Source organism: Actinosynnema pretiosum, from assembly GCF_024171695.1.
GTDB classification, from domain to species: domain Bacteria; phylum Actinomycetota; class Actinomycetes; order Mycobacteriales; family Pseudonocardiaceae; genus Actinosynnema; species Actinosynnema pretiosum.
Window position 1 is genome coordinate 207858 of record NZ_JAMTCF010000016.1, and the last position, 21399, is coordinate 229256.

The window sequence follows — 21399 nt, forward strand, 5'->3', positions numbered from 1 at the left end:
CCGCACCCCCGCGTGAGCAACCAAGAGTATACACGATGCTACCATCCGTAGTCTAACAATCTACCGCTCCGGTCATGGCCGTGGGGAGGCTGGGCCCGGCAGGTGGGGAGCCTGAGGGAGACATGGCGGCAAAGTTCCGGGTCCTGGGGCCGCTAGAGGTATACGTCTCGGACGAACGCATCCGGATCGGGGGGGCACGCCAACAGAAGCTCCTCGCCCTGCTTCTGCTCAAGCCCGGCTGGGTAGTGCCAGTGGACCGGCTGATTGACGAGTTGTGGAGCGAGCCGCCCGCGTCGGTGCGGCAGCAGGTACACAACGCGGTCAGCGCTCTCCGCCGGTCGCTTGCCGCAGAGAGTGGGGACACCCGGCTGGTCCGGACCGAGTTTGGGTACCTGCTCGACATACCGGACGACGCAGTGGACACGTACCACTTCGTCACCGCGATGCGGGACGCGAAGCAGGCCGAGAAGCAGGGGAACCTGCCGAAAGCCGTGAAGCTACTGCAGTCCGCACTCGCCGTGTGGCGCGGTGACGCTTTTTCCGGTCTCAGCGGGAGTGTGATCGAGAGCGCGGCGGCGAACTTGCACGAGCAGCGGGTCCTCTGCCTGGAGGAGCTGTTCGCCCTTCATCTGCGTGTGGGTGAGTCCGCCTCGCTGGTCGGTGGGCTCACTCAACTGGTGGCCGAGCACCCGCTGCGGGAATCGTTGCGCGGCAGCCTGATGCTCGCTCTGCACCGCAGTGGACGGCAGCCCGACGCGCTGGCTGTCTACGCGGAAGGCGAGCGGCTGTTTGCCGACGAGCTCGGCCTCGACCTGGGTCCACGGTTGCGTGAGGTCCATGCGAAGATCTTGAGGGGCACCACTGACTCCGTTGCGCCGTCAGTCGACAAAGTCGAGCGGGCCGCAGATCGGCGGGTACCAACCAGGTCTTACCTGCCGCGTGACACGACGAGCTTCTCTGGGCGGGTCGCCGAACTCGTTGAGCTGGTCGAGGTCACGAGGAACGCACTGCCGACTGCTCTGGTGATCTCTGCCATCGACGGTATGGGCGGGGTGGGCAAGACGGCTTTGGCGATCCACCTCGCCCACCGTGTTGCGGGTGAGTACCCCGACGGCCAGTATTTCATCGACCTGCGCGGGTTCAGCCCCGGGATGGACCCCGTCACGCCGGCGCAGGCTCTCGATGCGTTACTGCTCGACAGCGGGGTGCCGCCCGAGCTCGTGCCGGTAGACCTGAATCGGCGCAGTGCCCTGTGGCGTTCGCGCATGGCAGGAGAGCGTGCACTGCTCGTACTCGACAACGCCGTCGATGCCGGCCAGGTGACTCCTCTGCTGCCTGGCACCGCCGGCGTGCTCGTGGTGATCACTAGTCGCCGCAAGCTCAGCGCGCTGGATGGCGCGGTACCGCTCTCGTTGGACGTAATGACCACAGAAGATGGCATTTCCCTGTTCACCACAGTGGCTGGCACCCACCGCGTCGAAAGCGAGCCGGACGCCGTCAACACTGCGGTCGAGCTGTGCGGACGTCTGCCACTGGCGATCAGGATCGCCGCCGCACGGCTGCGGGACAGGTCGAGCTGGGCGGTCGCCGACCTGGTGCGCCGATTGAAGACACAGAAGCAGCGTTCACTGTTCCTCCAAGCGGGTGGACAGAGCGTGATGGCGGTGCTGAGGGTGTCGTACCGCTACCTGGCGCCATCGCAACAGCGGCTCTTCCGGTTGCTGAGTCTGCATCCGGGCACGGACTTCGACGCGTACACGGTCGCAGCACTGGGCGGGTTCGACGTCGAGGAGGCAATGGTCGCACTGGAGTCCCTGTTCGACGACAACCTTTTAAGGCAGAACGTCGCTGGGCGCTACCACTTCCACGACCTCATCGGTGACTGCGCGACTCAGTTGCTCGCGGAAGCCGCTGCGGAGCAAGAGGAACGCGCCGCCGTGTACCGGCTGCTCGACTACTACCTCCACGTGGCGCACACGTGGTGCAGGCGGTTGGACCCTGGTATTTACCCGCACGCACCCCAAGTGGACTACACACCGGGAGAGATCCGCGAGGTCAGCTCCTATGAGGAAGCCGTCGATGCGCTGAATGCCGAGTTCGCCAACCTCACCGCGGCCGCGCTACTCGCCGCGCAGCGCGGCTGGCATCGGCACGCGTGGCAGTTGGTGTGCACGCTTCACCCGTTTTTGAAGTTGCGCAACTTCGGAGGGAAGGCGTACGAGCTCTACAAGAGCGCGGTCGAAGCCGCGCGTGCGGCGGGTGACGAGTTCGGTGAGTCGATCTCCCTGCATGGCCTTGCGGCAGCCTGTAAGGAGCAACGAACCGTCACCGAGGCGATCGAGCATCTCAACCGCGCGCTTGAGCTCATGAGACAGGTGGGCGACGTTGATCGGGAAGCGCATCAGACCGTGGATCTCGGCAACCTGACGTTCCAGACGGACCGCCTGCCGGAGGCACGCGACCTGTACCTGACGGCGGACAGGCTGCTCGCCGGATCCGCGGACACGCGCCTGCGTTCCGCGGTCGTGAACAACCTGGGGGTGCTCTGCCGGGACCTCGGCGAGTTCGACCAGGCGCTCGACCATCTGTATCGAGCAGTCGAGATGCCAGGGCACTCGTTGCGGGACGAGTTGATCACCGAGGGCGTCCTGGGTACCGTGCTGCACCTGCGCGGTGATCACGACAGGGCTTTGCACACGCTCAAGAAGGTGCTCAGCGAGGCCACTGCGGACAGGTTCCCGCACGGCGAGGTGATGGCCTTGCAGGGCGTTTCCTCCGTGTACCGGCTGTTGGGTGACCTCACAGCATCGGTGGAATACGGGCGGCAAGCGTTGAAAACGGCACGGGAGTTCGGTTTTCGCGAGTTCGAGCGCGAAGCGCTCAGCTGCCTCGGCGAGGCGTTCTTCCTCTTGGCCGATCTGGAGCGGGCGCGGCAGGTATTCGTAGAGGTGGGCCAGTTGGGCGAGCGCGATCAATCGATTCGATACCAGGCTCGTGCGCTGGAAGGGCTGGCGCACCTGTCGTTGACAAACGATGACGTCGCAGGTGCCAGGCAGTACTGGGAGCGGGCCATCGATATATATCCGGCGGGCCTGGTAGACATCGGGTACGCTCGCACCCACCTCGCCTCGCTGGACAACAGGCGAACGACATGCTTCCGCTGCGAGACCGCCTCCACCTCGTCTGCCGGGGAACCGCTGGTTGTCCGGGCGATCCGGTAGATCAGCCGCCTGAGCCCGATCCTGCCGAGATCCTGTTGTCGGTCGAGGATTCGAGGTGACCCGGAAGCTACTGGCCATCCCGTCGGTGCTGCTGCGCGGCGAGGCGGCCAAGGAGGCAGAGTTGCTTGTGCTAAGTGGCTGTTTGGGAAGTGTTGGCGAGTTGAGCTCTGTGGTGCGAGGACAGAGGAACTCCTGGTAGATCGGGTGTTGTCTAGGCATTCGCTCCACTGGGAGTTCCGTTGTTATCCTGCCCGATCCCGGCGGGAGCTGTCACCGGCGACACCCAGTGTTGCCGCCTGGCGGCCACCCACCGACCTGCCGTTCGGCAACGTCGCCACCCGACAGATCTGACCGACGCCCAGTGGGCGGTGATCGACCCGCTGCTGTCCGACCCGCCCTGGCTTTCCGGGCGGGGCGGCCGTCCGGAGAAGCATTGTCGACGCCTGGTCGTGGACGCGATCCTGTACACGGTCGACAACGGCATCAAGTGGCGCGCCCTGCCCACCGACTTCCCGCCCTGGAACACCGTCTACCAGCGCTTCGCCGCCTGAGAGTCGGCAGGTGTGAGTCAACGCCTGCTCGACACCGTCCGCGACCGGGCGCGCTCGAGGGCCGGGCACGTGGTGGCGCCTTCAGCCGGGGTGATCGACTCCCAGTCGCTGCGCGCCGCCCCGACCGTCGGCCGCGACAGCCGGGGATGGAACAGCGCCAAGAAGGTCCAAGGGCGCGAACGCCACATCTGCCCTGGCGCATCGGGCGCTGCTCGGCAGTGCGCCGGGCGAACACCCGCACCCGGTGCCCGCCCACCAGCAGCAGCCGGTTGCGGGACTCGGTCAGCACCTCGACCCGGTGCGCGGTGCGGCGCAGGGCCCTCGGCCTCGGCGATGTCGGTGGGGCCGCAGCAACGGGACAGGAGTTCCAACACCGCCGGGTGGGCGATGCGCGGGCCGATGGCGCGTTCGAGTGCGGGGGGCGCCGGTGAGCAGGCCGCGGATGCGGTTGGCGATGCGGGTGGCCTCACTGGCCAGGTCGTCGTCGAAGCCGACGAGCACGTCCAGCTCCGCCAGGGCCTCGTCGCCGAGGTCGACAGGGCGCAGGGTGTGCGGAGGGCGGCGTCGGCGTCGGCGATGACGAAGGCGTTGCGGGCGTCGGTCTCGGCCCGACCGGGGGAGAGGTCGGCGATCCGGCGCATGGCCAGACCGGGCAGGTAGGCCACCGTGGGACCGGCCGCGCGGGCCACCGCGACCGGCAGCGCCGATCGTGGCGGGCTGGTCGAGCACACCACTAGTAGGGCTTTGTTAGGTTGGTCGAGAGCGTCCGGTGGTGGTGTGGTCTTCTTGCGGAGTGATGCCGGAGGAGATGGCCGAGGTGCGGCCGGTGATCGAGGGGTTCGCCGCGGAGGTGTTCGGCGGGTTCGCCCGTCGTGACCAGCGCGGGAAGGGCGAGCTGTACCTGCGTGGGCTGTTGTTGGACGGCAGGCGCAAGTCGATGCAGCCCATGGCGGAGCGTCTCGGTGTCGATCATCAGCAGTTGCAGCAGTTCGTCACGACCTCGACCTGGGATCACGTCGAGGTGAGGCGGCGGTTGGCGGTGTGGGCGGCGGGGTTCGTCGATCCGGACGCGTTGGCGATCGACGACACCGGCTTCCCCAAGGACGGAACATCGTCGCCGGGGGTGGCGCGGATGTACTGCGGGGCGTTGGGCAAGCGGGGCAACTGCCAGGTCGGGGTCAGCGTGCACGCGGTCACCGACTGGACCTCCGCGGCGGTGGACTGGCGGCTGTTCCTGCCCGAGTCCTGGGACGACCGCACAACCGACGACGAGTCGACAGCCGCACAGATCGTCCGGAAGCGGGCCCGCTGCGCGATCCCCGACCAGGTGCGGCACCGGGAGAAGTGGCGCCTGGCCCTGGACATGATCGACGAACTGCTGGGCTGGGGCATGCCCCGGCGGCCGGTGGTGGCCGACGCCGCCTACGGCGACAACACCGCATTCCGCCAAGGGCTGACCGACCGCGGCCTGACCTACGCGGTGGCGGTCTCGGCCTCCACCAGCCTGCACCCGGCCTCCTCGGTCCCGGTCCCGCCGACCTGGTCGGGCACCGGCCGCCCACCGACGAAGACGACCTACCCCGACAAGCCCGTCACCGCCAAAACGCTGGTCACCGAGGCCGGGCGCTCGGCGGGGCGGTTCGTCCTCTGGCGCCACGGCTCCCGCAAGAGCACGGCCAACCCGACCGCGACCATGCGCTCGCGCTTCCTGGCGCTGCGGGTGCGCCCGGCCAACCGCAACATCGTCCGCCACCCCGACGGCAGCCTGCCCGAGTGCTGGCTGCTGGCCGAATGGCCCACCGACGCACCCGAACCCACCGACTACTGGCTCTCCACCCTGCCCGCCGACATCCGCCTGCGGGACATGGTCAGGATCGCCAAGATGCGGTGGCGCGTCGAACACGACTACCGCGAACTGAAGGACGGCCTCGGCCTGGACCACTTCGAGGGCCGCTCATGGCTGGGCTGGCACCGCCACGTCACCCTCGCCTCGGTCGCCCAGGCGATCTGCACGAAGCTGCGCCGCACCCCAAAAGCCCCTGCGCGGGACTGACCCTCTATGCCGTCCTGCGCGAACTTCAGGCATTACTCGCGGCCTGGACCGGTGTCTGCCACACCTGCCGACAACCCGTCCAGGCCACAACCAACCCACAGAAACCACAGGTCAACAGCACCTAACAAAGCCCTACTAGCCGACTTCTTCGCCGCCACGCTCACGAACCTGCGCGACCTGGACGACGCGGAAGGCGGCGGCGCCCTGACCCACGCCCGCGCCCAATTCGCGCTCCTGGCCGAGCACGTGCACCGCGACAGCTACACCGACACCGCCACCGGTAAGCGCACCGTGCACCTGTGGGCGCAGATGGCCGCCACCGTCGGCTGGATGGCCATGGACGCCGGACACCTCGGCCTGGCCCAGCGCTACTGGCTCACCGGACTGCGCGCAGCCCACCACACCGCCGACCCCGCCCTGGGCTCACACCTCTACGGCTGCCTGGCCTACCAGGCCATCGCCCGCGACCGACTCCGCGACGCCCTCGCGATGACCAACGCCGCCATCACCACCGCCCGCACCGCACCACCGGCCACCCGCGCGCTGGCCGCCGCCCGCCACGCCCACGTCCACGCCGCCCTCGGCGACCTGCACGGCCTGCACCGCTCCACCGACGAGGCCCACACCCACCTCGACCACCCCGACGCCCTGACCACCCGGCCGCCCTGGCTGTACTGGATGAGCGACCTGCGCGTGGTCACCGGCCAAAGCATGATCATCGCCGGATTCGCCGACAGCACCCCCGACCGCCGCCGCACCGAACTGCTCACCGCCGCGACCCCGCTCATCGGCGGCTGGCTGGGCCCCCACGCGGAGCACACCCGCGACCGCGACGGCCTGCTCCACGGCGCCTGGCTGGCCCGCTCCTACCTGCGCCAGGACGAACTCGAGCAGGCGCTGGTCACCACCAGGTCACTACTACCGCAGGCCGCGACCGTCCGTTCCACCTGGAACCACAGCATTCTCGAAGCCCTCGCCACCGACCTCGACACCAGCCGCCTGCGTCGCCACAGCGAGGCGCGCCAGGCCAGTAGTGCTCTGCGGGCGGCGCTACCGGCTAAGTGAGCGCATCAACCCCGGAGGGACCTGCTCGCCGCCTACGAGCACGCCCTCGGCCACCCCGTCACCACCCCACACGAGCACGACAACGTCACTACCTTCACCGAGATCGCCCCACAGCAAGGGGAAAAAGACGACTCGATGAGACGCGCCTTCACCGCGGCCCTGGCAGCCGTCGCCACAGGCGGGCGGCTCCGGGAGCCGGTCGAGCGGATGCCGGCCGGGATCAGCCCCACACCACCGCCGGGCCGGGGGCGAGACCGAGATCGTCCAGGTGCAGCGCCTGGAGCGGATGCGCACCAGCTCGGACCTGGAGACCGGCGGCGTGGGAGAGCAAGGCCGCGCGTGCAGGATGCGCGACTGCCTGGCCGAACGCGCCAAGTCCGGGGAGAACTGCCAGGAGTTGCTGGACGCGATCCCGGCCGTCGTCGTCGACCCCGTGGTGCCGGACGAGGACGTCGGGGCCTGATCGGTGGGTACGCTATTCGAGCAATGTCGCGGTGATCGCGGCGACGGCGGTCACGACCGCGTGGCGGTGGCGGGCGCGACGCGCGGTCTCATCCTGCTCTCCCGGGGTGCGGACAGCCGGCGGGGTGAGGTTCCACGCCTGCGCGGCAGCGAGCACGAGCATCAGGGCGTCCATCGCGGTCTCCGCGCTCACGCCGTAGGCATCGACGACAGCCTGCGCCTTGCCCTGGTGCGCCTGGGCCTCCTCGGGGAACACCTCCGGGCGTTCGAGCGTCTTCCAGAGGGTGAGGCGCTGGAGCCCGGCATCGTTGGTGATCTCGTCGAACAGTGCGCCCGCGTAGGCGGGCAGATCCCGCGCGTCCATCGGGACGGCGTCGGCCAGCACCGTGTAGCGCTGGGCGAGCACCGCGTCGAACAGCGCCTCCTTGGACCCGAAGTACGCGTAGATGGCCTGCTTATTGACCGTCGCGGCGGAGGCGATGCGGTCCACGCGCGCCCCGGCGAAGCCCTTCTCGGCGAACTCGTCGTGGGCTGCGGCGAGCAGGCGGGCGCGGGTGGCTGTCGAGTCGTAGGACATCGCCGCCAAGAGTAAACCCAACTAGATGGTTGAAAAACCCGCCGAGCCGCCCTAGGTTTAAACCATCTGGTTGGATTATTTCTGGGAGCCCTCGCCATGACCCTTGTCACCACCCCTTTCGACGCCACGAGCACGGCCGCGGACGTCGTGACCGGCGTCGACCTCACCGGCAAGCGCGCCGTCGTCACCGGCGGCGCCTCGGGCATCGGGCGTGAGACCGCCCGCGCGCTCGCCTCGGCAGGCGCCGAGGTCACCCTGGCCGTCCGCGACACCGCCGCAGGCACGGAGGTCGCGGCCGCGATCACCGCGGCCACCGGCAATCCGGCAGTCACGGCCGCGCCGCTCGACCTGGCAGACCTCGGCGGTGTCCAGGCGTTCGCGGACGCCTGGAACGGCCCACTCGACATCCTCGTCAACAACGCCGGCGTGATGGCGCTCCCGGCGCTCGAACGCGTCGACTCCGGCTGGGAGCGCCAGTTCGCCGTCAACCACCTCGGCTCGGCCGCGCTCACCCTCGGCCTGCACCGCGCGCTGGCCGTCGCCGACAGCGCCAGGGTCGTCAACGTCTCCTCCTCCGGGCATCTGATGGCGCCTGTCGACTTCGAGGACGTCAACTTCGAACACCGCCCCTACAGCCCCTACGGCGCCTACGGCCAGTCCAAGACCGCGATGATCCTGTTCACGGTCGCCCTCGCCTCGCGGTGGGCGTCGGACGGCATCACCGTCAACGCCCTGCACCCCGGCGGGATCATGACCAACCTCCAGCGCCATCTCGACGACGCCGGCCTGGCCGCCATCGGCGCCAAGGACGCCGACGGCACCACGCTCGCCGTCCCGCCCGGCTGGAAAACCGTCGAGCAGGGCGCCGCGACGTCGGTGCTGCTGGCCGCCTCACCACTGGTCGCCGGTATCACCGGCCGCTACTTCGAGGACGCGGCCGAGGCCGCGCCCTCGCCGGACGGTGACCCGTTCAAGCCCGGCGTGGCCGACTACGCGCTCGACCGCGAACTGGCCGACCGGCTCTTCGCCCTCACCCTCGCGGCGCTGAGCTGAGACGTGTCCCGCGTAGGCAGGTGACAGCTCCCGCGCCGATGCCGGGTGCTCCGCCCGCCTCCGGTATTGGTGTTCTCCGGACGGTCGCATCGCGCCGCATCAGCGTGGCCAGCCGCCCGGCGAACACCTCGGCCAGCAGGAAGGAGTAGCGGCCGAGCAGGTTGACGTGGTGGCGCACGAACGGCGACAACCTGGCGGCGTCCTCCTCGCGCACCTCGTGCCCGGCCGCGCGCAGTTCGGTGATCGCGGCGTCGAGGTAGCGGGGGTGAACAGCACGATCGCGTTCAGGACCAGGCCCAGAACGCCGAGCCGGTCCTCCATATTCGGAGTGAGGGCCGGTGCAGCGGACGGGCTGCGGGCAGGCGCTGTGCCGCGCCTGCCCGCGGCCCCGTCGCTCAGCTCACATCCAGTCCGGGGAAGCGATGCCGTTGTAGGCGTTCCACGCCAGGCAGAAGGCCCGTGACTCCGGGCCGACGTGGTGCCAGACCAGCTTCAGGTCGAAGCCGAGGTCCCAGGCGTTGAGCAGCGCCTCGAAGAAGCCGGTGGTCACCGACGTGCTCTCGTTCCTGGCGCCGTGCACTACCACCCGTTCCAGCAGGGCGAACAGGTCCGCCCGCTGCTGCTCGGTCAGCGCGTCCACGTCGTCGGTGAGCGCCCTGCCGAGGTAGGCGAGGCGTATCATGAGCGGCTCGTCCTGGTCTCCGGTGTCCAGTGGGCCGATCGTCTGCCGCAGCTCCGCCCACCAGACCGGCTCCATTGTCATTTTCCTTCCAATGCGTTGAGCAGGTCCTGCAAGACGTTCTGCGCGGCTCGGTAGTCGTGGGCTGAAGCAGGATCGGTACCCGCTGGCGGCTTGTCCTGCTTCTTGATCCACTTCTGAAGGGCGTCGGCATAGTTCTTCGCCTTGGTGATGTGGTCCCCGCCCTTGACCATCGGTCCGCCCCTGACCTCGAATCTAGCCGCTGCGACGGTGCTGCCGTTGCCGACTTTCGCACCGGGCCGCCAGAGGTCGTCGAACAATCCCTTGAGCTTCGGGCCCTTGACGCTGGGCTTGCCCATCTCCGTGCGGAGGGTTTCGAGGAGCTGCTCGTGTAGCGCCCGGTTGTTCGGCAGCGTGCTTCGAGGGATCAGACTGACGAGCCGCTTGAGCGGCACGGCTGCAGCGCCAGCCACACCGGGTATCGGCAGTGGCGGGTTGAAGACGAAGAAAGGTTCGCGCTCATAGATCAGTTTGGCGAGGTCGGGGCCGCAGTCGCGCCAGAAGCTGTGGCAGAACGCGCCCAGCAACTGCTTCACGGCATCCGAGCGGTCTTCGAGGCCGCTCCAGTTTATGTCACCGCTGTTACGGCCAACCCAGTTATCGAACGACCGGCCTATCGACTGGCAGTCGAACTCCCCATGTTCGTGGGCAGTTGGTACTCGTTCAGGTAGCAGACACCGTCGAACGACAGAATGACCGCGCCGTTGTCGAACTCCGCGAAGTTGTCGATACCGCTGCCAGGGCCCCCTTGCCCGGAACCTGGTTGCGGCGCAGGGCGTCCTCCGCTTCCTGCTTCTCCTGGGAGGCCTTCAACGCGTCGGACGCCGCCGTGGCCGCTGCCTGCGCGTCCTTGTCCGACGCCGTTGCCAGCGCCCTCGTCGCATCGGGCGCTGCTCGGCGGTGCGCCGGGCGAACACCCGCACCCGGCGCCCGCCCACCAGTAGCAGCCGGTTGCGGGACTCGGTCAGCACCTCGACCCGGTGCGCGGTGCGGCGCAGGGCCTGGGCTTGGCGATGCCGGTGGGGCCGCCGCAACGGGACAGGAGCTCCAACACCGCCGGGTGGGCGATGCGCGGGCCGATGGCGCGTTCGAGTGCGGGGTGGACGCCGGTGAGCAGGCCGCGGATGCGGTTGGCGATGCGGGTGGCCTCGCCGGCTAGGTCGTCGTCGAAGCCGACGAGCACGTCCAGCTCCGCCAGGGCCTCGTCGCTGACGTCGACCGGGCGCAGGGTGTGCGGCAGGCCGCGGGCGGCGTCAGCGATGACGAAGGCGTCGCGTGCGTCGGTCTCGGCCCGGCCGGGGTAGGGGTCGGCGATCCGGCGCATGGCCAGACCGGGCAGGTAGGCCACGCGGGCCATGGGCCACCGCGACCGGCAGCGCGCCGATCGTGGCGGGCTGGTCGAGCACCACCAGCAGCGGCCCGTGGACGGCGAGCTTGTCGAACAGGGCCCGCAGCCTCGGTTCGCTGTTGGGCAGGGGCGCGTCGTGCAGCCGCTTTCCGGCGGGTTCCAGGCCCACCGCGTGGTGCTCGCCCTTGCCCACGTCCAGGCCTGGGAACACCTGGTAACCGCTGTTCACAGGTCATGCCGTTCGTTCGTCGCGGGTGGCCGCCGGGTGGGCGTCGCAGGCCGGCACCCACGTTACGACGAGACCTGCCCAGGGGTGGCCGTGTCCCTGTCAGCGGTCCGGCGATGCCACCGACTCCGGTGACACCCCCCGGATCGTGCCTTCGACTGGGGGCGTCAGTCATGCCGGACCCGGCGACCACAACTCCTTGATCAGGAGCTACGAAAAAGGCAATGGGGCACGTGCACCGCCCCCGAAGCCCTAACCGTCGACGTCCATGGGAGAGCCAGCCCGTTGGGGCTTCAGCCGTTCGTGCGTCAACCTCAGCTGGTTCCGCACCTGCATGTGCAGGCTCTTGAACTCCAGCTCGCTGATGGTGCCGCGATTCGCGTCCATGACCTGCCGGTGCACGAGCTCCTTCCGCGGCCTGTCCCGCACGGGACCCGCGCTCGGGTCCTTGTCGACCACGTCGATGGTGAAGCTGATCCAGTCGGCCTTGTTGTAGCGACCGCCGGGAATCCCGGAGACGTCCTGCGCCTCGACCTGCTCCAGGATCGCCTCGACGTTCAGCCGTATCGCGCACCCGATCCCGTCCATGCGCTGCCGGAAGTCGCGCAGCGCGGTCTCCATGGCCAGCTGCTCGGTGTTGACCGCGTTGGTACCGACCACCAGGTTCTGGAACTGGCTGGGGCCGCCGTCGCCGTCGCCGATGAGGTGGCACCACTCGTGCGAGGCGAGCCGGCCGCCGCCCCCGCCGCGACCGGTGTCCGGCATGGTGGCGTGCGCCTGGACGCCGCCCATCGCCGCGGCCGTGCCGCGGCGGGCGTCCTGCCGGGTCACGGTGGGGTTCATGCTCACGCCCACCTGGTCGCGCGTCCGGCCCCCGGTCCTGGCCTGCTGCGCCAGCGCGTCGTAATCAGCCGGGAGCAGGAAGCGGCGGTCGTCCTTGCGCCTGCCGTCCCGGTGCGTGAAGTTCGGGTCCGTGGCGCCGCGCGTGTAGAAGAGGAACGGTTGGGTCGGGTCGCTGGGCAGCTGCACGAGCCAGTCGTGGCCCGCGTTGTCGACCTGGTCCTCCTTCTTCAGACCGCGTGCCTTGGCCAGCTCCTCCATGCCCTTGTCGCGCCCGAGCGTGCCGAAGTCGGGTTGGCAGGCCGGGTTGACCGCCCAGTAGTCCCCGAACCGGTAGGGCCGCCCCATCGAGACGCCCTTCGACCCCTTGGGCACCCTCTTGACGACCTGGAACGGCTGCTCCAGGTCGATCAGGGTGCCGGAAGTCGACGCCGACGGGTCGTTGATCAGTTGCACCGTGTAGACGAAGAACGAGGTCTGGTACTCGACCTCCCAGGTGGTCACCAGGCGGTCCCGGCGTCCGCCGACGCGGGGCAGGCTCAGCTTCCGCTCGACGCGCAGCGCGTCCACCACGTTCCCGCCGCGCCTGCCCGCGTGGGCGGCGGGCAGTGCGCCGACGACGTTGCCGTCCTGGTCGAACTCCTCGTTCGGCACCCACATCGCGGGCAGGTTGTCGAGCTGGTTCACCTGTGCTTCGAGGGTCTGGTGCGGCACGCGCTGCACCGGCGGCACGCTCGCCTGCGCTCGCGAGCCCTGCCGCCGGGATTCGACGAGGCGGGACGCTGCGGCGTTGCCGAGGGTGCGTTGCAGGTGCAGGACGTCGTGCCGCCCCCAGGGCGCGTCCGGGGCCAGCTGGCCGGGGATCGGCACCGCGCCCCGGCGCGACCGAGGTCCCTGCGGGGCTGCCGGGTCGTGCTCCTGTGCGCGCATGGGCACTCCACATCCTCGTGACCGGGAACGGGCGCGGTGGTCACGAGGACGGTCCCAGCGGGGACGGACCGGGGGGGAAGGGGCGCGCGGGCACGACCGCTCCCCCATGACGTGCCCGTTGAGGCAGGTCGCGACAGCGACGCCGGGCGGGCACGGACCGGGCGGCGGCTGCCGGGTTCCACCGGCAGCCGCCGAGTGCTACGCGCCTGCGGATGCGCTCCGGGCCCGGCTCAGTCCCACCAGGGTGGTGACCAGGCGGGGCGTGGCCACCAGCAGGCCAGGGCCCAGGGTGATGATCCACAGGTTCAGCGGGCCCTCCAGGGTGGCGATCAGCGTCACCGACGCCACCACGTGCAGCAGGAGGACCGCCGCCGTCGTGCGCTTGCTGCCCACCTTCAGCGCCGCTGCCACCACCGACACGACGGCGATGAGAACCAGCAGTGCGATCACCACCACGTTCGCCTCACCCTCCCCGGCTGTGCGACGGGTCGGTCGCCAGGTTCCGGTCAAGGCAGAAGTGTGCCCTGGCCGGGTTGGCGCCGGGGTTCCGGGGTGGCGCCGCCGTGATGTCCCAGGGGTTCCCTGACCGGTCCGTCGCCGCGTCGCACGGGCCGTACGGGTTCGGCCACAAGGTGAACTGCCGGTTCGGATCGGGCAGTGCGCTGGACTTCCACCCCGGAGGAGAAGCGCTGGCGTGGGGCCTCGCCGGAACGCATGGGGCGTTTGTGTCGGTCGTGGTTGAACGAGCCGGCCATCGTCTGGAGGTCCAGGGTCCACTGCTTGGCGTAGACCAGGTTCCGGCCACCTGGATGGGGTCGTGGCGGCGGGCGAGGTCGTGCAGTCGGTGGCCGGCCTTGAGAACGTCGGGGGTGTGGTCGAGAGCGAGCTGGTCCTGTGTGACGCGGATGCCTGCGGCACCGAGCCATCGTCGGTGGCGCAGGCAGGTCCGTTGTTCGCGGCGGTACCAGCAGCGGACCGTGACGCGGTGGGGGCCTGGGTGCGGCGCAGTGCTCGCACGTGACCAGCGCCCAGGGGAGGTAGCGCTGGTGCAGGTCGGCCAGGCTCGGCTGGTTCCGGGACGCGAAGGCCCAGGGGACGCGGGGTGGGTTCGGGGTGATCGGGAAGACGTGCCCGAGCTGGGTGGTGTTGTAGCCGGTGAGGACGGCGAGCCGTTCGATAACGCCGGTGTGGCGCTTGAACGGAGTGCGCATCATGCCGTCCGCACCAGTCGTCCGGCCGGGTTGGCAAGGATCTGGACGCAGCGCCTGCACGAGGTGCTGCTGGTCGAGTTGCACGCGGCGAACAGGATCGACTGGTCCCACGCGGCCAACACCCCCGACACCAGCGCCCTGACCGAGATGCTCGACGCGATGCCCCGCATCGCGGGCAAACCCGGCAGGCCGAGGTGGCGGCCCGCGGTGCTGCTCGCCGACCGCGGCTACGACAGCCAGGCCAACCGGAACGCCCTGCGACAACGACGGATCGTCCCGCTGATCGCCCGCCGCGGCCACCCCCACGGCTCCGGGCTGGGCACACTGCGCTGGGTGGTCGAACGCACCATGTCCTAGCTGCACCAGTACCGACGCCTGCGCACCCGCTGGGACCGCCGCGCCGACCTTCACCAAGGCTTTCTGCACCTGGCCTGTGCCCTGATCTGCTACCGACGCCTCCACTTATCCTGAAAGGAGGGCGAAAAGACAAGTTTAGAGCGCGTTCCAGCAGTTCATGACGTCACCGGCCCCCCAGAGCAGGTCGACCTCTTCACCTCCCAGGTCTTCGCCGGATAGTGAAACCACGGCCAGGCCACAGCGCCCAGCCTCGTAACCGGGGATCTCAAGGGCCCCTCGACGCAGCGCCGTCAGGTCGTGGCGGTCGAACGGGGTGCCGATCCACTTGACCGACCCCGCGAAGTCGATCCTGCCCGCGACCGGTGTGCGGTCCGCGCCGACCAGGTCGATCTCCGGGTTGTGCTGCCGGTTCCACCAGCCGCCCACCACCGCGGTCTCAGGCCAGGGCAACTCCCCCGCCTGCCCGGCGATCTCCAGCGCCTCGCGTACCAGCGGCTCCACCGCCCGACCACGCCACGTGGTCCATTGCCGCTCCAGCACCCGCCTGCCCGTCTGCGGCCGTCCCCGCCGGGCCTGCTCCTGCACCGCACGCCCGATCGACAGGTAGAACCGCAGATTGCTGTCCGCCACCCGGTGCAGCGCGGGTTTGCCCGCCACCGTCGACAGCGGGTGGTCCACGGCCAGGACCCGCTTCTCCTCAGCCAGTTTGCGCAGCAACGGCGACAAGGTGCCCGAGGGGACCTGCCCGTGACTGCTGCCCGCCGCAGCGGCGATGTTGGCGTGGGTGCGACTGTCCCCGCCGATGGCCTCCACCACCCGCCGCGCCTGATCGGGCGCCGGGAACTCCGCCATCAACGCCGACTCCGGAACGCTGAACAACGGAGCCGCCGGGTCCTCGCACTCCTGCCGCAAGAACTCCGCCGGAGGCACGGCATGCGCCCAACTCCGCACGATGCCGGGCAGCCCCCCGGTCACCAGGTGCGCGTCGATCGCCTCCGCAGCCTCCAACCCCAGGGCGGTTCCCACCTCGGCCGGGTTGAGCGGTCCGAGCACCAGGTTGTCCGCACGCCCGTAGAACGGGCGGTCGTACGCGGTCAGCCGCTCCATCATGTGCAGGTCGCTTCCCAACAACACCAGCAGCACCGGACGCCGCGACCACAACCGGTCCCAGGCGGTCTGCAACGCCCCGCCGAACACCTCGTCCTGCTCGGCCAACCACGGCACCTCGTCCAGCACCACGATCGACGGCCGTTCCGGCAACGCAGACGCCAGAACCCGGAACGCATCCGCCCACCCGCCCGTGACACCGGAAGGAGGCGACACGTCCGCAGCGGCAGCCAACGAGGAGTCCGCCAGTTCGGCCAGGAACCCGGTGACCGACTCGACCGGCGAAGCCCCCTTGGTGGCGGCGAAGTAGAAGTAGGGCACGTCCGCGCGGTCGCAGAACTCCTGCACCAACCTGGACTTGCCCACCTGACGCCTACCACGGACCGCGACCGCGGCACCCTCCCCTGAACCCGATACCCGGTCCAGACGCTTGGAGAGCAGCCGCAACTCTGCAGTCCTGCCGACAAAACCAGCCATACACTTAGTGTAGGTGACATCTACATAGACGCCATCTACGGCATGACCGTTACTCCGCGCGGGTCTGAAACCTAGACCAAAGAGCTGAAACCGCCCAGCATCCTTTGATTGTCGATCACGTCGCTCCGATCGCACCATCGTCCACTTCAAGGCCGACGGAGATCCGAATGGCGACCCAGACCACTGAGCCTTTTCATCGCGGTTGGCGGCGGGGCTCGATGGGGTGCGGGACGAGGATGGCCGCGACGGTCGCGGTGGCTCGGCGTGGGCAGCAGCGCAGCGTGGCAAGGAGTTTCCAGCCCTTGAGCGGTGACACGGCACGTTCACCCTGGGCTCAGTTGCGGGCGTGTGCCCGGTTGGCGGCCTTCTGCCCGTGTGACAGCCGTGGCCGCACGGAGCACCCGTCGGACATCCCCCAGCCGGTCGATCACGTGCCGGATGTCCCCCTCGCTCATGCGCGGCACCACAGCGGGCAACGCAGCCAGACGCGCCATCGCCTCGGCACGTCGGGCCTGTTCCTGCCGGGTCCACTCCGCGATCATCAGCGGATCCGCCCCGCCTCCAGCGCGGCCCGGTGCCGGGCGATCCTCTGCTTGCACTCCCGCACCACCACCCGCGCCGCCTCAGCGGCCGGATCGTGGGCGTCATTGGGCTGCGATTCGCACATCGCCCGCACTGTCTCGTCCAACCGGTGCGGCGCGAAGCAGGTGTGCAACCAGTCGTCCAACGGACCGATCACGTCCCGCTCGGCCAGGTAGACGTTCACCGGGTGCTCGACCTTGTTCGCCAGCCCGTACTCGTTCGGGAACCGGCACCGGTAGTACAACAACTCCTTCACCTTCTGCCCCTGCATCTTCCGGTCGCACAACCCGCACCGGACCAGACCGCGCAACAGGTAGGTGTTGGTGACCCGCTTGTTCCCCTCACGAGTATTGCGCCCCGCCCCGTGGGCGCCGGCGATCTCCTGGGCGCGGGTGAAGGTGTCGGGGTCGACGATCGCCTCGTGCACGACCTGCTCGGAGAACACCCACTTGTCCCGCTCGTTCCACCGCAACCGCGTCTCATGCCCCAGAGCGACATCGTCGACGTCGATCAGCACCTCGTCCTTGCGCTGCCGATTCCACACCTGCCGCCCGGTGTAGCGCGGGTTGGCCAGGATCGCCCGCACCGCCCCCTTCGACCACGCCACCCCCGACCGATGCGGATTCCGCGCCCGGTCGTGCGCCGACGGACAGGCGATGTCGTCACGGGTCAACGCCTCCGCGATCGCGAAGATCCCCCGACCACCCACGTACTCCGCGAAGATCCGCCGCACCACCGGCGCGGCCACCGGGTCCACCTCCAAGCGGTGCAACCGCTTGCCGTCAGCGGCCTTGCCGGGGTTCGGGTGCGGCCCGGCGTCGGCGATCAGGTAGCCATACGGCGGACGCCCACCGAGGAAGCGACCCTCAACGGAAGCCTGAGCCGCCATCGCCGAGCGCACCCTGATCCGCACCCGGTTCCGCTCACCCTTGTGGTGGACACCATGGGGCTGCTGATCGCGGTCCTGGTCACCCCGGCCAGCACCCACGACACACGCGCCGCCCGGTCCCTGCTCCGACGGGTCCGGGATCGCGCTAGTGCCGCGTTACGCAACCTTGGTCGGGTAATCGGTCCAGCTTCGGATGGGTGAGTCGGTGGCGCAGCCGGTCTTGGGTCGGGCTCGGGCGTTGCGCCAGCGGATGTAGGCGGCGATCGCGGCGTTCTGCTCGGCGTGGGTGCGGTGGGGCGAGAAGTTGTCGATCACGATGTAGAGCTTCTGCGCAGGCCACCGGTCGCGCAGGGCCTTGAGGAGGTCGAGGAACTCGCCATGGCGTTTGCGGCGCCGGGTGCGCTAGTGGATCTTCCCGGTGGTCAGGTCGAGTGCGGCGAGCATGTGCATCACACCGTGATGGCGGTTGTAGGTCGCCCGTAATCGATGTGGTGACCCGACCGGGCGCCAGGCTTTGCCCTTGCGTGGCATGAGGTTCAGTGGTCCGAACTCGTCCACGCAGATGACCCGGCCGTCGGCGGGTGGATGGTCGTAGAGGTCCGGGATCCGGTGCATCTTCGCCAGGAAGTCCTGGTCGGTGGAGGCTTTCCAGGTGGAGGTGCTCTGCCGGGGCACGCCGCCTGCGCGCAGGATGCGGCGCAGGGTCTCCCGGCTGATCGCCGCCACGGTGCCGCGGTTGAGCAGGTGGGCGCGGAGCTTGGACAGCGACCAGGTCGAGAACGCGGTGATGCCCCGGGAGGCGGGGGAGGTCCGGGCGATCAGGCAGATCCGTTGCCGGATCGCCTCACCGATCACCTTCGGGCGTCCCCCGCTCCATTTTGGGTCCAGCGCCGCGAACCCCCGCTCGTTGAACGCGTGGATCACATCCCGCACGTAATCGGCGCTGACCTGCATCAACGACGTGATGTCGGGAACGGCTTGCCCTTGGGTCGACATCAGGACCACGATCGCCCGACGCAGGCGCACCGGGTCCTTCGCGGTCCGCCCGATTCGGGCCAGCTTCCGGCCCTCATCCATGGACAACGGCCGGACGAACACCTCCGGACGACGACCCACAACCACCTCCCGCTCGACATGGGAGGACCAGCCTGGACCGTCAACCCACCAGGCCAATTACCGGGACAACGTTCAGAGATGCAGCACTAGGTCCGCGACACCCTGGCTGCCGCCCGACGGCGTCACCCCCGAGGCCACCACCTCCGCACCGCGTCGATCGTGGTGTCGGGCCCGGTGTTGAAGCACAGCGCCGCGCCGGGGGCGTGGACGCGCGCGACGTCGACGAGCTTCTCGAACAGCGGCGTCATCGCAGGGTCCAACCGCACCCCGCCGCCGAACACGATCACGTCGTAGTCCTGGGCGAGCAGCGCGTCGCGCACCCGCTCCTCCCCGCCGGGCGCGCGGTCGAGCAGGCAGGTGTCGAACCGCAGCCCCATGCCCGCGAGTTCGGCGCCCGCCGCGTCCAGCCCGGCCTGCACCTGCTCGGCGGTGACGTGCGGCATCAGGTCCCGTGGCCTGCCGGGCCCGTCGACGGCACGGGGGTGCAGCCCGATGTTGAGCACGAAACCGGCAGGATTCTCTTCGACGTTCACTTCGGCGTTCTCTTCGGTGTTCACGGCACCACCCTCACCGGGGCCGTCCACGTGAGACAGGCACAACCTGTACCGGTGTGCCGCCCTCGGGCGGGGGCATACTCGCCGGGTGGACAAGCGGGAACTGGGCGACTTCCTCCGGAGCAGGCGCGAGCGGCTACGCCCGCCGGACGTCGGCCTGGTCGCGGGACCGCGCCGCCGAACCCCCGGCCTGCGCCGCGAGGAGGTGGCAGTGCTGGCCCACATCTCCACCGAGTACTACACCCGCCTCGAGCAGGGCCGCGCCCCCAGGCCGTCGAGCGAGGTGCTGGCGGGCATCGCGACCGCCCTGCGGCTCACCGCCCCGGAGAGCGCCCACCTGCACGACCTGGCGGGCGCCGTCCGCAGGACCACCACCGCGCACGACCGCACCGTCAGGCCGAGCGTGGTCACCCTGATCGACCGCCTCCAGGGCACCGTCGGCATCGTGCTGTCCGCCGCGTACGAGATCCTGGCCTGGAACGACCTGGCCGTGGCCCTGGTGGGCGACCTGCAGGCGATGTCCCCGCCGAACCGCAGCCTGGCCAGGCACGCCTTCCTTCCCGAGGTGACCCACCGCACCAGGACCGACGTGACCGACCTGGCGGAACTGCGCCACCACGTGGTCGCCCAACTCCGCACCGCGACCGCCCGCTACCCGGAGGACCCGGCGATCCGCGCCCTGGTGGCCGAGCTGAACGAGCGCAGCACCGACTTCGCGACTCTCTGGCGAGGCCACGACGTGCGACCCGAACCGGTGCTCACCAAGACGTTCAGGCACGACGAGGTCGGCGAGATCACCGTGGACTGCGACACCCTGCTCCTCCCGGACCGCGACCAGCACCTGGTGCTGTTCACCGCCGAGCCGGGATCGCGGGACGCGCGGAACCTGGAGTTGCTGCACATGATCACGGCGGGGGCGCTGGTGGCGCGGTAGGGGGCTTCACCGAGACGTGTCCAGCGGTTCGGGCGCACGCCAGTGAGCACCGAGCGGAACTCCTGCTCGCCGTCCCGGAGCAGCCCCAGGTTCCAGCGCTCCGGCGGACGATTCCGGTCGAAGGGCTTCCACGAGTACCCCGGTCCGCTGCTTCTTCCTGGCGCGCTTGAGTCGCCACCCGGTGCCAGGCGGGACCAGTTTCCAGTTCAAATCCCCTACTTCGCGGGCGTACTCCTGCACTGTCCTCCTTATTACGACAACGACAGGTTGTTATTTATTGACCAGGGGCGGGTATACCGTCTTGATGGTGGTCGAGGACGTGCGGTCGTGGTCGGCGGGGTTCGAAGCGTTTGTGGGCGGTTTCGCGGCCAGGTTCCCGCGTGTGGAGTCGAGACGTCAGATGCGTTGCCACGTAAGAGGATTATTGTCCGAAGTGGAGCGTAAGAACGGATGGGCCCTGGCGGAGGCGACCGGCCAGTCGGGGCCTGAGCGGATGCAGCGGTTGCTGAACTTCTACGCCTGGGACGAGGACGGCGTCCGTGACGACCTGCGGGCGATGGTGACGGAAGTGCTGGGCGATCCGGAGAACGGTGTCCTGATCGTGGATGAGACGGGTTTCCTGAAAAAGGGTGTGAAGTCGGCCGGGGTCGCGCGGCAGTACTCGGGGACTGCCGGTCGGGTCGAGAACTCGCAGATCGGCGTCTTCCTGGCCTACGCGTCCGACCGGGGGCGGGCGTTGGTCGACCGTGAACTCTACCTTCCGAGGGAATGGACGGCGGACCGGTCCAGGTGTCGGGAGGCCGGTGTCGGCGACGAGGTGGGGTTCGCGACCAAGCAGGTGTTGGCCCGGCGGATGGTCGAACGTGCCGTCGATTCCGGGGTGCCGTTCGCGTGGGTGACCGCCGACGAGCTCTACGGGATGGACACGAAGTTTCGGTTGTGGATGGAGGGTCGGGATATCGCGCATGTGGTGGCGGTCCCGAAGAGCGCCTCGGTCGTGACCATGTGGTTGACCAAGGAACGGGCGGACGGCCTGATCGCCGCCGTCCCGGACGAGAACTGGCAGCGCCTGAGCTGCGGTGACGG

19 protein-coding genes and 4 pseudogenes are annotated in these 21399 nt (G+C 69.3%); 9 read left to right on the top strand and 14 right to left on the bottom strand.

The window, feature by feature from the left end:
• Positions 1-122 precede the first annotated feature (122 nt).
• The gene (locus LV78_RS29535) at positions 123-3221 is read left to right on the top strand and encodes an AfsR/SARP family transcriptional regulator (RefSeq protein ID WP_253849068.1); all 3099 of its coding nucleotides are present in this window, start codon (positions 123-125) and stop codon (positions 3219-3221) included.
• Positions 3222-3460: 239 nt separating this feature from the next.
• A complete protein-coding gene (locus tag LV78_RS41125) occupies positions 3461-3772 on the top strand; it encodes a transposase (protein WP_301307549.1) in 312 nt (103 codons plus the stop codon).
• Positions 3773-4095: 323 nt separating this feature from the next.
• Here LV78_RS41125 and LV78_RS29545 read toward each other — a convergent pair.
• Positions 4096-4501 (bottom strand): annotated as a pseudogene (locus LV78_RS29545) (IS110 family transposase); the annotation flags it as partial.
• Between the two features lie 64 nt (positions 4502-4565).
• On the opposite strand from LV78_RS29545, the gene LV78_RS29550 reads away from it, so the two are divergent.
• The 3 genes from LV78_RS29550 to LV78_RS29560 all read left to right on the top strand — a co-directional run bounded on the left by LV78_RS29550 (position 4566) and on the right by LV78_RS29560 (position 7353).
• Positions 4566-5825 (top strand): IS701 family transposase, encoded by a 1260-nt coding sequence (locus LV78_RS29550; RefSeq protein ID WP_443612914.1) that lies wholly within the window; start codon positions 4566-4568, stop codon positions 5823-5825.
• A 51-nt stretch (positions 5826-5876) separates the two neighbouring features.
• Complete coding sequence (locus LV78_RS29555; protein ID WP_253849074.1) at positions 5877-6890, top strand: NsdA family TPR-like regulatory protein; 1014 nt, start codon at positions 5877-5879, stop codon at positions 6888-6890.
• Positions 6891-7158: 268 nt separating this feature from the next.
• Positions 7159-7353, top strand: coding sequence for a hypothetical protein (locus tag LV78_RS29560; protein ID WP_253849076.1), 195 nt, complete (start codon positions 7159-7161; stop codon positions 7351-7353).
• A 12-nt stretch (positions 7354-7365) separates the two neighbouring features.
• Here LV78_RS29560 and LV78_RS29565 read toward each other — a convergent pair whose 3' ends face one another.
• The gene (locus LV78_RS29565; protein ID WP_253849077.1) at positions 7366-7929 is read right to left on the bottom strand and encodes a TetR/AcrR family transcriptional regulator; all 564 of its coding nucleotides are present in this window, start codon (positions 7927-7929) and stop codon (positions 7366-7368) included.
• A gap of 96 nt (positions 7930-8025) precedes the next feature.
• On the opposite strand from LV78_RS29565, the gene LV78_RS29570 reads away from it, so the two are divergent.
• A complete protein-coding gene (locus LV78_RS29570) occupies positions 8026-8982 on the top strand; it encodes an SDR family NAD(P)-dependent oxidoreductase (protein ID WP_253849079.1) in 957 nt (318 codons plus the stop codon).
• Here the strand turns inward: LV78_RS29570 and LV78_RS29575 are convergent.
• From LV78_RS29575 to LV78_RS29600, 6 genes and pseudogenes are all read right to left on the bottom strand, one after another.
• A pseudogene (locus LV78_RS29575) lies at positions 8960-9232 on the bottom strand (Tn3 family transposase); the annotation flags it as partial. The gene LV78_RS29570 and the pseudogene LV78_RS29575 overlap by 23 nt on opposite strands.
• Positions 9233-9382: 150 nt before the next feature.
• Positions 9383-9739 (bottom strand): hypothetical protein, encoded by a 357-nt coding sequence (locus tag LV78_RS29580; protein WP_253849085.1) that lies wholly within the window; start codon positions 9737-9739, stop codon positions 9383-9385.
• A gap of 2 nt (positions 9740-9741) precedes the next feature.
• Positions 9742-10278: a hypothetical protein gene (locus LV78_RS29585; RefSeq protein ID WP_253849087.1), complete on the bottom strand. Its 537-nt coding sequence runs from the start codon at positions 10276-10278 to the stop codon at positions 9742-9744.
• 470 nt (positions 10279-10748) lie between these two features.
• Positions 10749-11319: pseudogene (locus LV78_RS29590) on the bottom strand (IS110 family transposase); the annotation flags it as partial.
• 249 nt (positions 11320-11568) lie between these two features.
• The gene (locus LV78_RS29595; protein ID WP_253849089.1) at positions 11569-13086 is read right to left on the bottom strand and encodes a hypothetical protein; all 1518 of its coding nucleotides are present in this window, start codon (positions 13084-13086) and stop codon (positions 11569-11571) included.
• Positions 13087-13284: 198 nt separating this feature from the next.
• Positions 13285-13542 (bottom strand): hypothetical protein, encoded by a 258-nt coding sequence (locus tag LV78_RS29600; protein WP_253849091.1) that lies wholly within the window; start codon positions 13540-13542, stop codon positions 13285-13287.
• Positions 13543-14213: 671 nt separating this feature from the next.
• On the opposite strand from LV78_RS29600, the gene LV78_RS29605 reads away from it, so the two are divergent.
• Positions 14214-14654 (top strand): transposase, encoded by a 441-nt coding sequence (locus LV78_RS29605; protein WP_253849093.1) that lies wholly within the window; start codon positions 14214-14216, stop codon positions 14652-14654.
• A gap of 135 nt (positions 14655-14789) precedes the next feature.
• Here LV78_RS29605 and LV78_RS29610 read toward each other — a convergent pair whose 3' ends face one another.
• The 6 genes and pseudogenes from LV78_RS29610 to LV78_RS29635 all read right to left on the bottom strand — a co-directional run bounded on the left by LV78_RS29610 (position 14790) and on the right by LV78_RS29635 (position 19382).
• Positions 14790-16238, bottom strand: a complete 1449-nt coding sequence (locus LV78_RS29610) for an ATP-binding protein (protein ID WP_253849095.1) — start codon at positions 16236-16238, stop codon at positions 14790-14792.
• Positions 16239-16431: 193 nt separating this feature from the next.
• Positions 16432-16629 (bottom strand): annotated as a pseudogene (locus tag LV78_RS29615) (IS5/IS1182 family transposase); the annotation flags it as partial.
• Between the two features lie 150 nt (positions 16630-16779).
• Entirely contained in the window at positions 16780-17733 is a 954-nt protein-coding gene (locus LV78_RS29620; RefSeq protein WP_253849097.1) for a recombinase family protein, read from the bottom strand.
• Positions 17734-17865: 132 nt separating this feature from the next.
• Positions 17866-18024 carry a hypothetical protein gene (locus tag LV78_RS29625; protein ID WP_253849099.1) on the bottom strand — a complete coding sequence of 53 codons (159 nt, stop codon included), beginning with the start codon at positions 18022-18024 and terminating at the stop codon, positions 17866-17868.
• Between the two features lie 87 nt (positions 18025-18111).
• Positions 18112-18786, bottom strand: a complete 675-nt coding sequence (locus LV78_RS29630) for an IS630 family transposase (protein WP_253849116.1) — start codon at positions 18784-18786, stop codon at positions 18112-18114.
• Positions 18787-18947: 161 nt separating this feature from the next.
• Positions 18948-19382, bottom strand: coding sequence for a hypothetical protein (locus tag LV78_RS29635; protein WP_253849101.1), 435 nt, complete (start codon positions 19380-19382; stop codon positions 18948-18950).
• A gap of 85 nt (positions 19383-19467) precedes the next feature.
• Here LV78_RS29635 and LV78_RS29640 point away from each other — a divergent pair, with 85 nt between their 5' ends.
• Both LV78_RS29640 and LV78_RS29645 read left to right on the top strand, forming a co-directional pair.
• Positions 19468-20313 carry a helix-turn-helix transcriptional regulator gene (locus LV78_RS29640; RefSeq protein ID WP_253849102.1) on the top strand — a complete coding sequence of 282 codons (846 nt, stop codon included), beginning with the start codon at positions 19468-19470 and terminating at the stop codon, positions 20311-20313.
• A 307-nt stretch (positions 20314-20620) separates the two neighbouring features.
• On the top strand, positions 20621-21399 hold a 779-nt coding region (locus LV78_RS29645; RefSeq protein ID WP_253849104.1), incomplete at its 3' end, for an IS701 family transposase.